The organism is Capnocytophaga sp. G2 (assembly GCF_035282625.1).
In the GTDB taxonomy this organism is placed as follows: Bacteria; Bacteroidota; Bacteroidia; order Flavobacteriales; family Flavobacteriaceae; genus Capnocytophaga.
Map to the genome: position 1 here is coordinate 1 of NZ_JAYKBU010000024.1, position 15,898 is coordinate 15,898.

The 15,898-nt window shown below is 37.8% G+C and carries 12 protein-coding genes and 2 tRNA genes; 8 read left to right on the forward strand and 6 right to left on the reverse strand.

Going from position 1 to position 15,898, the window contains the following annotated elements; genetic code table 11:
* Positions 1-629: 629 nt before the first annotated feature.
* From VJJ03_RS11070 to guaB, 4 genes are all read right to left on the reverse strand, one after another.
* A complete protein-coding gene (locus VJJ03_RS11070) occupies positions 630-971 on the reverse strand; it encodes a hypothetical protein (RefSeq protein ID WP_323975620.1) in 342 nt (113 codons plus the stop codon).
* Positions 972-1,007: 36 nt separating this feature from the next.
* Positions 1,008-2,012: an MBL fold metallo-hydrolase gene (locus VJJ03_RS11075; RefSeq protein WP_323975622.1), complete on the reverse strand. Its 1,005-nt coding sequence runs from the start codon at positions 2,010-2,012 to the stop codon at positions 1,008-1,010.
* Positions 2,013-2,250: 238 nt separating this feature from the next.
* Entirely contained in the window at positions 2,251-2,574 is a 324-nt protein-coding gene (locus VJJ03_RS11080) for a hypothetical protein (RefSeq protein ID WP_323975624.1), read from the reverse strand.
* A gap of 164 nt (positions 2,575-2,738) precedes the next feature.
* Positions 2,739-4,217, reverse strand: a complete 1,479-nt coding sequence (gene guaB, locus VJJ03_RS11085; protein ID WP_323975626.1) for an IMP dehydrogenase — start codon at positions 4,215-4,217, stop codon at positions 2,739-2,741.
* A gap of 259 nt (positions 4,218-4,476) precedes the next feature.
* Between guaB and VJJ03_RS11090 the strand changes: the two genes are divergently transcribed.
* The 6 genes from VJJ03_RS11090 to VJJ03_RS11115 all read left to right on the forward strand — a co-directional run bounded on the left by VJJ03_RS11090 (position 4,477) and on the right by VJJ03_RS11115 (position 9,049).
* Complete coding sequence (locus VJJ03_RS11090) at positions 4,477-4,905, forward strand: energy transducer TonB (protein ID WP_323975627.1); 429 nt, start codon at positions 4,477-4,479, stop codon at positions 4,903-4,905.
* A gap of 47 nt (positions 4,906-4,952) precedes the next feature.
* Positions 4,953-5,381, forward strand: a complete 429-nt coding sequence (locus VJJ03_RS11095) for an energy transducer TonB (protein ID WP_323975629.1) — start codon at positions 4,953-4,955, stop codon at positions 5,379-5,381.
* A gap of 61 nt (positions 5,382-5,442) precedes the next feature.
* A complete protein-coding gene (cysD, locus tag VJJ03_RS11100; protein ID WP_323975631.1) occupies positions 5,443-6,336 on the forward strand; it encodes a sulfate adenylyltransferase subunit CysD in 894 nt (297 codons plus the stop codon).
* Positions 6,337-6,414: 78 nt separating this feature from the next.
* A complete protein-coding gene (locus VJJ03_RS11105) occupies positions 6,415-7,113 on the forward strand; it encodes a zinc metallopeptidase (RefSeq protein WP_009745212.1) in 699 nt (232 codons plus the stop codon).
* Positions 7,114-7,290: 177 nt separating this feature from the next.
* Positions 7,291-8,109 (forward strand): 3-deoxy-8-phosphooctulonate synthase, encoded by an 819-nt coding sequence (kdsA, locus tag VJJ03_RS11110; RefSeq protein WP_323975634.1) that lies wholly within the window; start codon positions 7,291-7,293, stop codon positions 8,107-8,109.
* A 13-nt stretch (positions 8,110-8,122) separates the two neighbouring features.
* Positions 8,123-9,049, forward strand: coding sequence for a glutaminase (locus VJJ03_RS11115; RefSeq protein WP_009745215.1), 927 nt, complete (start codon positions 8,123-8,125; stop codon positions 9,047-9,049).
* Between the two features lie 302 nt (positions 9,050-9,351).
* Here the strand turns inward: VJJ03_RS11115 and VJJ03_RS11120 are convergent.
* Together VJJ03_RS11120 and VJJ03_RS11125 are read right to left on the reverse strand one after the other, a co-directional pair.
* Positions 9,352-9,422, reverse strand: a tRNA-Gln gene (locus VJJ03_RS11120).
* Positions 9,423-9,559: 137 nt separating this feature from the next.
* Positions 9,560-9,630 (reverse strand) — tRNA-Gln (locus VJJ03_RS11125).
* Between the two features lie 145 nt (positions 9,631-9,775).
* Here VJJ03_RS11125 and VJJ03_RS11130 point away from each other — a divergent pair.
* Complete coding sequence (locus VJJ03_RS11130; protein WP_323975637.1) at positions 9,776-13,069, forward strand: DUF2723 domain-containing protein; 3,294 nt, start codon at positions 9,776-9,778, stop codon at positions 13,067-13,069.
* Between the two features lie 27 nt (positions 13,070-13,096).
* Positions 13,097-15,859 (forward strand): calcium-translocating P-type ATPase, PMCA-type, encoded by a 2,763-nt coding sequence (locus tag VJJ03_RS11135; protein ID WP_009745217.1) that lies wholly within the window; start codon positions 13,097-13,099, stop codon positions 15,857-15,859.
* Positions 15,860-15,898 lie beyond the last annotated feature (39 nt).

Consider the following 15,898-nt stretch of genomic DNA (forward strand, 5'->3'; position numbering starts at 1 on the left):
TTACTCACATTCTGATATTTTACTAAAAAAATAATCCTCCGAGTTCCTTACCTTTTGCTTTAATAATCCTCCGAGTTACTCACATTTTACATGAATAATCCTCCGAGTTACTCACATTCTGATATTTTACTAAAAAAATAATCCTCCGAGTTCCTTACCTTTTGCTTTAATAATCCTCCGAGTTACTCACATTTTACATGAATAATCCTCCGAGTTCCTTACCTTTTTTATTATTGGAAACAAAACAAAAAAACAATAACACGCTGAAATACAATGAATTGAAAACAAAATGAAAAATTTACCTACCACCTTTAAGTAAATAAATATATTAATGTAGTTGTTTGAGCTTTTTAAGTTGTGCTATTCTAAAGGCTATCTCTTTTGTCTGGTTGGTATAGAAAAATTGATGCTGTTGTGATATGAGTTGTTGAATATCATTATTCATAATATTATTCTTTAGAGTGTAGGATTTGCTATTTGTAAGTGCATAAAGTGTTATCAGCTGGTCAGTTTCGAACTTATAAAATATTTTTTCTATAAATGAAAAGGGGTTGAGACGCCTTTAGAACCTTTCTTTTATTCTTTCTATTATTATCTTTTAGCAACTTAAATCCACTAAGTAAATCATTTCATTTTTGTTTTTCATATTTATGATCATTAAAATAATCTCCAGCACTTACTTCTAATTCACCACAATCTGAAATAAGGTTGTTGCTTTCGTCATATATCTTATATGTTTGCTGGATGTTGCCTATGGGACATTCACCATCTAACCCCAATAAAATAGTGTAGAACACATCATCTAACAGAATATCAATTACTTCCTTGAGTTTGTCTTTTTGAATATCTGTGAGTGCCATTTCTTTTATTTTGACATTTACAGCAGAAGGATGTGTTTGCTTTTCAAAACACAACTTTAAAAACGCTAACTTTTCAAGGTAAAAATTCTTTGCAAATTCGTCTGAGGTCATAATATTAATGAGTTGATTTACTGATTAATTAGTTAATTATAATATTATATCTTCTGGTGATGCATAAGAAAAAGGTACCCAATGATATTCTTTTGGTTTGCTTATATACCCCAATCCAGGGAAAGGTAAATGCCCTGCAAAGGTGAGTATACACTCTTGATAACAGGTCTCTAATACACACCTACGGGTGTCAATACCTTTCTTATAGTCAGTATCCCACAGTACGCCCCAATCGGGCTTTGTAACTAACAGAGGTGAATGTATAGTATCGGCTAAATGTTTCAGCGAGCGACCTTTAGAAGTAATAGTTACAAGCGTATGTCCTGGAGTATGCCCATCGGCTAATTCAGTTTTGAGAATGTCAAAAAGGATGTCGCCTTCCTTAAAAAAGTGCAGTTTCCCCTCAAGTGCCTTGAGAATATTGCGTGAATAGTTTACATATTGTGTTAACTGCTCAGGGGTTCTCTTGTATTGGGTTTTGGAGAAATCGGGCTTTGGGGAGAGCCAAAAGTCATATTCTTTTTGGTGGATATAATAATGAGCGTTGGGAAAGGTAAGTTGTCCTTCAGGAGTGGTAAGTCCCCCGATATGGTCGCCATGAGCGTGGGTGATAAATACATCGGTAATATCAGTAAGAGCTATGCCTATTTTTGAGAGATTTTCAGGGAGCCTTCCTATGTTTGTTTTTCCTGAATGTTTGCCATTCCCTGCATCTATGAGAATACGCTTACTACCTGATTTTATAAGTAATATGTTCACTGACATCTGCATTAGTGCAGGATTAAGATATAGCTGCTGCATTTGGCTTAGAAAATCTTTCTTAGGAGTATGAGGTGCAAAAATGGACTGAGGTGGAGCTACATTCATATAACCATCAGAAAGAACAAATAGCTCCAGATCACCCAATACTATACTAAGAGAGCAACCTGCTTGTGGAGCAACTGTATTGATACTCCTTTCAGGTAAGAAGCTCATTAGTGGAGGAATAGCTAATGCCCCTCCACTAAGAGCAGTTGTTTTAAAAAACTTACGTCTGTTCATAATATTTTTTGTTCTGCAACTACAAAAGTATAAATATTTTTTAAATACTCAGCGAGTATTATGAAGCTATCATCAAGAGTCTTTCATAGAACAAGCATATTGGAGAAGGATGTCAATTTCTTCTGAAGGTCAATAGTATCCTCGCACGCTATGGTTCTTATATTGGGTAGGACTCTGATCATTTCAAATTGTCTTTCCTTGTGGTGGAAGTCTGAGTTCTATTGGGTTTTATCTTTTTTTACTTGTTTAAAAACATTAAAGAAGTCATTAATACTGAAAAAACAGCTACCAATAGGGTGGTGGGTAGAGGTACTTTCATGGCTAATAGCACAGTAAAAATCACTAAAAGTATATTTATGACGGTGCAATAATGGAAAGTGAGAGGTAGTTTCAATTGATAATGCATTAGGTTGGCTACTCCTGCAAAGATGAGTGCTAATCCTGCACTAAAAAACCAAAAGGCTTCTGCTGAGAAATTTTCATATTTCTTAAAACTCAAAGCTGAATGGGTAACTCCCAGTGCAATGATGACTATAATAAAAATAAGATAAAGTACTCTCATTGTCAATATATTTTTTAAAAGTGAATATGCAGATTTATTTCTAAATGCACAATGGGCATATATGTGTTATCTTATGCATATATACCCATTTTTAGCTTATTTATTAGTTAAGATTAATCATCATGATAAGTTTTTCCTTCCCTGATAATAAACTAATTATTACGTTATCTCGAATAGTTTGGAGCTTCCTTAGTGATGGTTACATTATGAGGATGACTTTCAGCAATACCACTGGTGGTAATGCGAACAAATTTACCTGTTTCTTTTAAGGTAGTAATATCCTTAGCACCACAATAGCCCATGCCCGCACGTAAGCCTCCGATGAACTGGTGCATGCTCTCCTGTAACTCTCCTTTGTAAGGTACACGTCCTACGATACCCTCTGGAACAAGTTTTTTAATATCGTCCTCTACATCTTGAAAATACCGATCCTTACTACCTTTTTGCATAGCTTCCACAGATCCCATACCACGATAGGATTTGAACTTTCTGCCTTCAAAGATAATTGTTTCTCCTGGAGATTCCTTAATTCCTGCTAAAAGAGAGCCAAGCATCACACAGTCGGCTCCTGCAGCAATCGCCTTTACAATATCTCCTGTATAGCGGATACCCCCATCGGCAATCACGGGAATTTGTATGTTCTCTCTCTTAAGAATTGCTGCCACTTGCATTACTGCAGAAAGTTGTGGATAGCCCACTCCTGCCACTACACGAGTAGTGCAGATAGAACCAGGGCCGATTCCTACCTTTACGGCATCAGCTCCTGCCTGAGCTAAGTAAAGAGCCGCCTCAGCAGTAGCAATATTACCCACTACAACGTCCAAAGAAGGGAAATGCTCTTTTACTTTTTTAAGGACAGAAACCACTCCACGTGTATGTCCGTGTGCAGTATCTATCACCACCGCATCTACTCCTGCATGAACAAGAGCTTCTGCACGCTCTACAGCATCAAGGGTTACTCCTAAAGCAGCAGCTACTCGTAAGCGCCCTAAGTTATCCTTGTTGGAAATGGATTTGCTTTGTAAGTTAGCTATGTCACGGAAGGTAATAAGCCCTACAAGTTTGTTATCTTTATTAACGACAGGGAGCTTTTCTATCTTGTTACGTTCCAATATTTTTTCCGCATCTTTCATGGAGATTCCCTCAGGAGCAGTGATAAGATATTGACTGGTCATCACTTTGGTAATAGGACGTTTCCCTTCACGCTCAAAGCGTAAATCACGATTGGTAACAATTCCTTTAAGGATACCTTGATCATCCACAATAGGGATTCCTCCTATGCTGTGCTCTTTCATACATTGCTTAGCATCACCTACAGTGGAGGAGAGCGAGAGTGTTACCGGATCTATAATCATACCACTTTCAGCACGTTTTACTTTGCGCACTTGTTGGGCTTGCTCCTCTATAGTCATGTTCTTGTGGAGTACCCCAATACCTCCTTCACGAGCAATAGCAATCGCCATAGCGGACTCAGTTACTGTATCCATCGCCGCTGAAACGATAGGTACATTTAAGGAAATATTTCTACTAAAAAAGGATTGGATAGAAACTTCTCTGGGGAGTACTTCGGAATATTGGGGAACAAGCAATACATCATCGTATGTAAGCCCCTCACTGATAATTTTGGAGTTGTAGGAATTCATAAATGATACGTTTTGTAAATAAAAGTACAAAGTTATAGTTTTAAAACTAAACTCTTCCCTTTTTAACAAACTTTTTATTCAGACAAAGAAAGTGATTTAGTCAAAGAAGGAGTCATAGATAACTTCTAAAATATTACCATTTTGATAATGAATAAAATATGTGTTTTTCATACTATATGTACTATTGATGTCAGACCTAAAGCCTAAATCTTGTGTATTTAGAAAATAAATTGTACTTTTGCCTTTCAATACAGAAAATATGACAACTATTAGGAACTTATTTCTCATAGGAATGATCTTGGGGACATTCTCATTATATGCCCAAGAAGAGAAGGATATTCCTTCTACACGGATAGATAAGCTACCTTATTACTTAAAAACCGATACCCTTACAGGAGAAAAAAAAGAAATACCTATCAAGAATTTTTTAGACCGATGGGTGACAAAAAATTTACAATATCCAAAAAGAGCTGTAGAAGAAATGATTCAAGGAAAAGTAATTGTAATATTCAAGATAGATGAAAAAGGGATTTTTTCTATAGAAGAAATAAGGGAGGGTGATCCTCTCCTACAAGAAGAAGCTTGTAGGGTATTTGACGGATTCCCTCAGCTCTTTCCTGCCCTACAAGGAGATAAGCCTGTAAGCATTACCATTGCCTATCCTATTGCATTCAGACTCGCCAATTGACTTGTATATGTAGAAAATAAATTGTAATTTTATTTCTTAAAAATATTATGAAAGCAAGTAGGATTCTATATCTTATAGCTATTATTTTTAGCTCTTTTCCCTTGCTAGCACAGGAAGAAGAAGATATCCCTTTTGCCCTGATAGAAAAACACCCTTATTACGTACAAACAGATACAATTACAGGAGAGATAAAGGAAATTCCTTTTAAAAAATTTTTAGACCAATGGGTGATGAAAAATTTTCAATATCCTGAAGAAGCCATAGACAAAAATATTCAGGGTAGAGTAATAGTAATCCTTAAAATAGATAGAAAAGGAAAACTTTCTATAAAAGAAGTAAAAGGAGGTGATCCTCTCTTACAGGAAGAAGCCTGTAGGATATTTGATGGATTTCCTCAACTCTCCCCAGCCCTACAAAGGGGTAAGCCAATAGGAATCGTCTATCGCTATCCTATAGCATTCAAACTTTCTCAGTAAGGACTGAAAAAGTGAAAAACATTGCCATTCGTCACTTGTCATTAATCATTAGTCATTAACAATGAATCATCTTAAGCAATTAGAAGCAGAAAGTATTTATATTATGCGCGAAGTAGCCGCGCAGTTTGAACATCCTGCCTTACTCTTTAGTGGTGGAAAGGACTCTATTACTTTGGTTCACTTAGCTATAAAAGCCTTTGCTCCCATGAAAATTCCCTTTCCTTTGGTACATATTGATACAGGGCATAACTTTCCTGAAGCGATTGCCTACCGAGATGCATTGGCAAAACGCATCGGAGCAGAACTTATTGTACGCCAGGTGGAGGACACAATTAAAGCAAAGGGACTCACTGAACCTAAAGGGAAATTTGCCTCCCGTAACTGGTTACAAACCTATACGTTACTTGATACTATTGAAGAGTTTCATTTTGATGCTTGTATAGGAGGGGCTCGCCGTGACGAGGAGAAAGCGCGTGCTAAGGAGCGTTTCTTTTCTGTACGTGATGAGTTTGGTCAATGGGATCCCAAGCTCCAGCGTCCTGAATTGTGGAATATCTATAATGGACGTATTCATAAAGGGGAGAATGTACGAGTATTTCCCATTTCCAATTGGACAGAACTGGATGTGTGGAGTTATATAGAACAAGAACAAATTGCCTTACCTTCTATCTATTTTGCCCATAATAGAGAAGTAATAGAGCATGAAGGACGCCTGATTGCTGTTTCTCCTTTTATCCAGATAGATGAAAACGACAAAATTCTTAACAAGCGAGTTCGCTACCGCACTGTAGGGGATATGACCTGTACTGCTGCTGTAGAGAGTAATGCATCCACTCTTGAGGAGGTAGTTAGGGAAATAGCTGCTTCCCGTATTTCTGAACGTGGGGAAACCCGTATAGATGACCGTGTTACTGAAGCTGCTATGGAGGACAGAAAAAAAGGAGGATACTTTTAGAATGCCATCTTGTCAGATTTCTATTTTGGCATGATTTTAGAACTATACACAATTAATAACAATTAACAATTAGTATTTATGTTGATTTATTATGTAATTATAGGGGTAATAGCCTTATTCAGTTGGTTGGTGAGTAACCGATTGCAACAGAAGTTTGACTATTACTCTAAAGTATATTTGCGTAATGGAATGAGTGGTGCAGAGATAGCCCAAAAAATGCTTCAAGATCATGGTATCTATGATGTGAAAGTAATTTCTACTCCGGGAAGGCTTACTGACCATTATAACCCTATAGATAAAACGGTTAACCTTAGTGAAACTGTTTATAACCAACGTAATGCAGCGGCAGCAGCAGTAGCGGCTCACGAATGTGGTCATGCAGTGCAACATGCACAGGCTTATTCTTGGCTTACCCTCCGTTCCAAACTTGTACCTGTTGTAAGTGTCTCCTCCAATCTGTCCCAGTGGCTTATCTTGGGAGGACTTATCTTGGGAGCAGGAGCTAAGATGGGCTTTGGGTACTACTTAGCTGTATTGGGAGTTATACTTTTTGCAGTAACTACTGCTTTTGCCTTTATTACCTTACCTGTGGAATATGATGCTAGTGGTCGTGCTTTGGCATGGCTTAAGGACAAGAATATGCTCTCCCAAGAAGAATACAAAGGAGCTGAGGATTCCCTTAAGTGGGCAGCGCGTACGTATGTAGTAGCTGCTTTAGGTTCCTTGGCACAACTCCTCTATTGGGCATATAGGCTTTTAGGAAGTAACAGAGACTAATGGTAATGATTAATAGAAGAAAATTGTAAATCCTCTTTATAAAAAGAGAGCCACCAAAAGTTCATATCAATCAAGAAGTCTTTGAGGCTATCTATAAAATCTTTAGTAAATAGGATTAAAAACTTAGAGTAGTGAAAACATTGGTTCATTGGTTTATAACATATTAATTATTAAAAAGTGATTCTAGAAAAAATACCTCATATCAAGCATTTACAATCTAATAATTTTTTCCTTTTGGCAGGACCTTGTGCCATAGAAGGGGAAGAGATGGCGCTGCGGATTGCCGAGAGAATTGTAAAAATTACAGATACCCTTGCTATACCTTATGTATTTAAGGGTAGTTTTAAGAAAGCCAATCGTAGCCGGTTGGATTCCTTTACAGGAATAGGTGATGAAAAAGCATTAAAGATATTACAGAAAGTGTCCCAGACTTTTCAGGTGCCTACAATAACAGATATTCATGAGGTAAAGGATGCACAAATGGCTGCTCAGTATGTGGATATCCTACAAATTCCAGCCTTTTTAGTTAGGCAGACGGACTTGGTTGTAGCAGCCGCTCGTACAGGAAAAGCAGTGAACCTTAAAAAAGGACAATTTATGAGCCCTGAAAGTATGAAGTATGCTGTACAGAAAGTATTAGAGAGTGGTAATGAACAGGTATGTATTACCGATAGGGGAACTATGTTCGGCTATCAAGATATGATAGTGGACTTTCGAGGTATTCCTACTATGCGAGCGTATGCTCCTGTGGTATTGGATATCACTCATTCTCTTCAACAGCCTAATCAGAGTTCAGGAGTAACTGGAGGCAGACCTGAAATGATCGAAACCATTGCTCGTGCAGGGGTTGTTAATCATGTGGACGGTATTTTTATAGAAACTCATTTTGACCCTGCACATGCTAAAAGTGATGGGGCAAATATGCTTCATTTGGACTTGCTTGAGGGACTTCTCTCTCGCCTTGTAACTATACGAAAAACTATTAATGCTTTCTAAAATCTAATTACTTATGAATGAGCAAACGGCTTACGCTAAAACTATTACAGGTATTTATAACAAGGTGTATCAAGGGAAAAATCTAGGGAAGATACCCACCTATATCCCTGAATTACTTAATATTAGCCCTGATAAGTTTGGAATCGCTATCCATACATTGGGAGGAAAAAAGTTTGGCATAGGAGATTATCAAGAGAAATTCTCCATTCAGAGTATTGCTAAAGTACTTTCGCTTTCTATGGCGTATGATATCTTTGGAGATAGTATATGGGAACGCGTATCGGTAGAACCTTCAGGAACCTCATTTAACTCCTTATTACAGCTTGAAGCCAATAATGGAATCCCGCGTAACCCACTTATTAACGCAGGAGCTATTGTTATTTGTGATATCCTGCTCTCGCATTTTAAAAATGCTGAAGAGGAATTCTTGAGTTTTGTTCGTCAGCTTGCCAATGACCCCACAATAGAATATTCTGATGCGATTGCTTCTTCTGAAAAGGAGGTGGGTTACCGTAACTTTGCTCTTTGCTATTATATAAAATCATTGGGAAATATAGAAAATGACCCTGAAAGAGTATTAGATTTCTATTTCAGACTTTGTTCTATAGAACTCACCTGTGAATCCTTAGCTTATATATTCACTTTCTTAGCCAATGATGGCATTACCTTACATAATAACAAACGTATTCTTCCTCATGTATATACCAAACGTATTAATGCTATTATGCAGACTTGTGGTTTCTATGATGAGTCTGGAGAATTTGCCTTCCGTGTAGGACTTCCAGGTAAAAGTGGTGTAGGAGGGGGAATTGTGGCTATTATGCCAGGACATTACGCAATAGCCGTATGGAGTCCTCGCTTGAATGATAAAGGGAATTCGTATAGAGGAGTACGATTCTTAGAAGGATTTACAATGCAAACGCAAATATCTGTATTTTAAATAGTACGTGAACTCATCATTATCCGATCAAAATTCCTTTTGTACTAAATGTCCTTTTTGGTTATATGAGTATTTGAAAGGATATTCTCCTTTGTGGTTATAAGTATGAGAGGATCTAAAGAATGCTCTGTGCTATTTCGCCGTTTTCAGAAATAGTTTCATAAGGGGTAGTTGTAATAGCCTTTCTCTCACCTACAAGGTTTTCTTCTTACAAATGAACTCTTCTATAAATATAGAGCAGTTATTACTATTACCTTATAGTTAGTTTAGTATGGAGAACTAATAATTAATTGTTGAAGAAGTTGGTCTACAAGGACTCGAACCTTGAATTGCAGAGCCAGAATCTGCCGTGTTACCATTACACCATAGACCATTGTTTATTGCGGTGCAAAGGTACAACTTTTTTTTAAATAACCAATAAAAAAAGCAACCATAAAAGGCTGCTTTTTCCAAATAACTTTAAACTATAATAATATGATTAACCCAATTCAGAAGAATTATTTTAAAGAGTTGGTCTACAAGGACTCGAACCTTGAATAACAGAACCAAAATCTGCTGTGTTACCATTACACCATAGACCACTGCTCAAATGCGGTGCAAAGGTACAACTTTTTTTCAAACTTACAATACTTCATACAAAAAAATAAAAAATTTTTTTCTCCTTAATTTATTAGGTTGATAAAATAAAAATGCTTATCTTCGCTCCGTTTTTTTAAAAGATAAATAATGAACTTACAAAAGGATTTTCATAAGTATAATCTCATTACAGGATGGGGGGTATTTCTCATTGCTTTAATCACTTATGGGCTCTCTGTAGAACCTACGATAAGCTTTTGGGACTGTGGAGAATATATAGCCACTTCTGCTAAGTTGGAAGTAGGACACCCTCCTGGAGCTCCTTTCTTTCAGATGGTAGGAGCTTTCATTGCTTCTTTCTCTCCCTCTCCTGAAAAGACAGCTCTTTTTGTGAACTTTATCTCAGTATTCTCTAGTGCTTTTACTATATTATTTCTCTATTTTATTATAGTCAATTTTACTAGAAAAATTATTTTGCCAAAAGAAGAGACTCTTTCTATAGGAAATGCGATTGCTTTGTTGGGTAGTGGTGTAGTAGGAGCTTTGGCTTATACATTCTCGGATAGTTTCTGGTTCAATGCTACGGAAACAGAGGTATATGCTATGGCAATGCTGTTCATGTCCGCCATGTTCTACTTAGGGCTCAAGTGGACAGATAATTTGGATAACCCTCGTGGTGATAAGTGGCTACTTTTAATTGCTTTGGTAGTAGGACTCTCCTTTGGAGTACACTTTATGGCACTACTTACAATCCCTGCCATTGGGATGCTTTATTTCTTTCAATCTCATTTTAAGAAAAATATTAAGAATTTTATATGGGCTAATGTGATTTCTATTTCCATATTACTTTTGATATTCAAGCTAATACTCCCCTACACTTTGGCATTATTTGGCTATACAGAAGTATTTTTTGTTAATGAACTTAGTATGCCTTTTAATTCTGGAACTATTTTTATAGGGGTATTGCTTATATGTTTGTTCTCTTTTACGCTATGGTATGCACAAAAACATCAAAAAAAGCTATTACAGACAGCTACTCTCTGCTTACTTTTTATCTTTATAGGGTTTTCCTCTTGGCTGATGATCCCTATTCGTTCTAATGCAGGAACGGTCATTAATGAAAATAGTCCTACGGATGCCCGCCTGCTCTTGGCATATTATAACTTAGAACAATATCAAAAAACCTATTTATTCAAGGGACCTATGTACTCCGATCAGTTCGCTCCTACAACTGATTATACAGATGAAAAACCTAAATATGAACGGGATTATAAAGCACACAAATACATCATTGTCAATAACTATAAGGATGCTTTAGATGCTCCTAATCCTGAACATATTGGCTTATTACCACGTATGTGGAGTTCAGAGCATGCAGCCAATTATATGGCTCTTACCAGTCCATTAAAGTATCATATAGATCCCAGATATATAGATGACCAGCAAACAGAATATCTCAACAAAGAGCTCCAGAAGGCTTTAGCTGCAGGAGATTATGAACAGTATTCTTATATACTTCGTCGCAGTCAAGGAAGGTTTATTGTTGAAAAGCCTTCTTTCTGGGATAACTTATCTTTTATGTTTAGTTATCAGTTTGATTATATGTATTTGAGATATCTACTATGGAATTTCGTAGGTCGTCAAGATGATATTCAAGGGAAAATAAATAATAATCATGGGAATTGGATTTCTGGCATTTCCTTCATAGATGAGTGGCATACAGGCTATCCTCAATCCCACCTACCCTCAGATGAACAGAATAACAGAGGACGTAATACCTACTTCTTCTTACCTCTCCTATTAGGATTGATAGGAATGTTTTTCCAGTTTTCCTCCAGCAAGCGACAATGGTGGATAACCTTGGTACTCTTTCTCTTTACGGGATTAGCACTGAAGGTATACCTAAATGAACGCCCTTTTGAACCTCGAGAACGAGATTATGCGCTGGTGGGCTCTTTCTTTACCTTTGCCATTTGGATAGGGATGGGAGTGTATGCTATTTATTCATTAATTAGAGAAAGCATTTCTTCTAAGTACTTAGCTCCTGGAGTGGTCATAGTATGTCTGCTTGTAGTGCCTGCACGCATGTTAGCAGAGAATTGGGATGACCATGATCGTTCTAATCGCTATACAGCACGAGCCTTAGCGAGGAGTTATTTGGATTCTGTATCCAAAGATAATGGAGCCATGATATTCTCTATAGGAGATAATGATACTTTTGGGATGTGGTATATGCAGGAGGTGGAACATTATCGTACCGATGTACGAGTGATTAATACATCTCTTTTAGGGACAGATTGGTATATAGACCAGATGAAACGGAAAGCCTATACCAGTGACCCTATTCCTTCCGAGCTTGTTCATTCTCAATATGCCTATGGAGTCCGTGATGCTATTTACTTTGACCAGAAAACGGACAAAACATGGCTTATAAAGGACTTTATGAAATGGGTAGGGAGTGATGACCCTAAAACAAAAATGGAAATAGAACGTGAGGATGCCCCCCCTCTCTTCTATTCGAGTTATCCTACCAATAAAATCCGTATCCCTGTTAATAAGGAAAATGTACTTAAGAGTGGAATTGTAAAGCCAGAAGATGCTGATAAAATTGTGGACTATATTGATATCAAGCTCCCTTTTGGTATGGGCAAAAATCGTCTGATGATGCTTGATATTATTGCCAATAATGATTGGAAACGACCTATTTATTTTACCGGAGGTAGCTATAGTGATGATGAGTATATCTGGATGCGCGATTACCTCCAGTTGGACGGACTTGCTTATAAGCTTGTGCCTATCAAAACTCCTATAGATAAGGATAATCCTTATGATATGGGGCGAATAGATGCAGACCTGATGTATAACATCGTTAAAACATGGGACTGGGGTAATATGAATGACCCTAATATTTATCATGACCCAGAAACACGCCGTAATAGTATTGTTTTCCGAGGTAACCTCGCTCGCCTTACAGAAGCACTTATTAATGAAGGGAAAACACAAAAGGCAAAGGAAATTCTTGACCTTGCTATGAAGCATATTCCTGTGAGCCATTTTGGATACTACTTCACCGTAGAACCTTTTATTACTGGCTATTATCAAGTAAAAGAAACGGAGAAAGCACGAAAATTGTTTTTAGAAGTAGTACGAAAATATCAAGAAAATATAGACTATTATTTGACGCTCTCTGCTGGAGATTTTGTTTCTCTTTATCAAGAGATGGAACGGGATTTAAGTCGTTACAGCTCTTTACTTATTATTCTCAGGGATGATGATAAGGAATTCTTTAAAAAGCAAGAAAGCATTTATAATAATTATATCCGAAGCCTTTCTAACCTTGCTAGTTCCTATGGTCTGCTGCAAGGAAGAGAGGAAGCAGAGGAACATACAGAGAAAAAATCTCAAACATCCTCTTCTGACACAACTCCCCAAGGAGCGCAATAGAAATAAGATAGTACCCGTTAAGAGAATATGTTAGAAAAACATCATTATAAAGGGCTTACCGATGCACAAGTCCTTGAAAATCGTCAGAAGTATGGTCATAATGCTCTTACTTCCGTAAAAAAGGATCCGCTATGGAGGCAATTCTTAGAGAAGTTTACCGACCCTATTATCATCATTCTCTTGGTAGCCCTTGTCTTTTCATTTGGAGTCTCTACCTATGAGTACGTAGTCTCTAATGAAGGCATACACGCTTTCTTAGAGCCTGTAGGGATTCTCTTTGCTGTACTATTGGCTACTGGAGTGGCTTTTTATTTTGAGCAGAAAGCTAATAAGCAGTTTGAAATACTTAATCAAGTAAATGATGATATCTACTACAAAGTAATTCGCAATGAACGTGTAACCCAAGTGCTCAAAAAGGATATAGTAGTGGGAGATATTATTATCTTGGAAACAGGAGAAGAAGTACCTGCTGATGGTGAACTTTTGGAAGCTGTATCGTTACACATTAATGAGTCAACCCTCACAGGAGAACCTTTGGTGCACAAAACTACTAATCCTACTGATTTTGAAGCAGAAGCTACTTATCCTTCCAATTATGTATGTAGAGGGACAGCCGTAGCCGATGGTCATGGTATTTTTGAAGTAAAAAAAGTAGGTGATGCTACTGAATATGGAAAAGTGTTCAAGGGAGTACAGATTGATAGTTCAGTGAAAACCCCCCTGAATGAACAATTGGAAAAACTTGCAAGTATCATTACCAAAATCAGTTATTCGATTGCCTTTCTGGTAGTAGTAGGGCGTTTGCTTCTCTACTTTATGAACCCTGCTCATAGCTTGGATAATATTGATTGGGTTTCTTTCGGGGGCTACTTGCTCAATACGGTGATGGTAGCCATTACCGTAATCGTGGTGGCAGTACCCGAAGGCTTGCCCATGAGTGTAACGCTCAGTTTAGCATATAGTATGCGTAGCATGATGGCTACTAACAACCTTGTGCGCAAAATGCATGCTTGCGAAACAATGGGTGCTGTTACGGTGATTTGCACCGACAAAACAGGTACACTTACCCAAAACCAAATGACCATCTATGAGACTTATTTTAACAAATTTGTTGATAAACAATTAGCAGATAACCTCATTGCTGAATCAATGGCGGTGAACTCTACAGCTTATTTGGATTTTACTGATAAAGATAAACCCAATGTATTGGGGAACCCTACCGAGGGAGCCCTCCTTTTATGGCTTTACAGCAAAGGTACTAATTACTTACCTATACGTGAAGGAAGCGAAATTTTGCAACAACTCACCTTCTCTACCGAACGTAAATATATGGCAACACTGGTACAATCACCTACATTTGGTAAACCCGTGTTGTACGTAAAAGGAGCCCCTGAAATTGTGATGACCTTTTGCCGAGAGGGAGGTAAGTTCCTTTCAGATATCTCTGAGATCGATTTTGAGGCTAAGCTATTGCAATATCAGAGCCAAGCAATGCGCACTATCGGTTTTGCATATAAAATAATTGAGGATCCTAAGACGGTTATTTCCGAAAATGGTAAACTTGTAATCAATAGCTTGTACTTTATAGGGGTTACTGCTATATCCGACCCTGTACGTCCTGATGTGCCTGCTTCTATTGAAGAGTGTCTGCATGCGGGTATTCAGGTAAAGATAGTAACGGGAGATACTCCGGGTACCGCTCGTGAAATTGCTCGCCAAATACATTTGTGGGATGATACTTGTACCGATCGCAATCAAATCACCGGTGTAGAATTTGCTGCAATGAGTGATGCTGAACTCTTGAAGCGCATAGGTGACTTACGCGTGATTTCACGTGCACGTCCGCTTGATAAAGCACGTCTTGTGAACTTACTCCAACAGAGAGGAGAAGTAGTCGCAGTAACCGGTGATGGCACCAATGATGCACCTGCTCTTAAAGCCGCCCAAGTAGGTCTTTCCATGGGTGATGGTACTTCTGTAGCCAAGGAAGCCAGTGATATTACCATTTTAGACAACTCCTTCAGTAGTATAGGAAAAGCAGTGATGTGGGGACGCTCGCTCTACCTGAATATTCAGCGTTTTATCCTCTTCCAGATGACTATTAATGTAGCGGCATGTATCATTGTACTCATTGGGGCTTTCTTAGGTGTGGAATCTCCACTTACCGTTACTCAGATGCTATGGGTAAACCTCATTATGGACACCTTTGCAGCCTTAGCATTAGCGTCTCTACCACCAAGCAACCGTGTGATGAATGATAAACCACGTAAACGAGGAGCGAATATTATCACCTCTCCGATGGTAGAAGCTATCTTTGGGGTGGGTGGTTTCTTTGTTGTATTGCTTTTTGGCTTTATTCAGTACTTTAAAAATGAAGATATCATTAGTCTCACACAGTTCTCCCTTGTTGATTATTTGAGTCATTTCTTCCATTTTGGAGCTCCTGAAAACGGACTATCGGCTTATGAACTTTCCTTATTCTTCTCAATATTTGTATTGTTGCAATTCTGGAATATGTTCAATGCGAAAGCCTACCGAACCGGAAAGAGTGCTTTTCACAATATGGGTAAGAGTCAAGGTTTTTTAATGATAGCAATAGCAATTATTGTAGGACAGGTGTTTATCACTACCTTTGGTGGAAAAATGTTCAATGTTACTCCACTACAACTCATAGACTGGTGTATTATCATTGGGGCTACAAGTATAGTCCTCTGGGTAGGAGAACTCTTGCGTTTAGTTAAAAATAGACCACATGTAAGTTCCGTTAGTAAGTTAAATTTTTGGGTATAGATTTCGAGTAAGGTTTTGTTGTTCTGAATATTGCCCCCG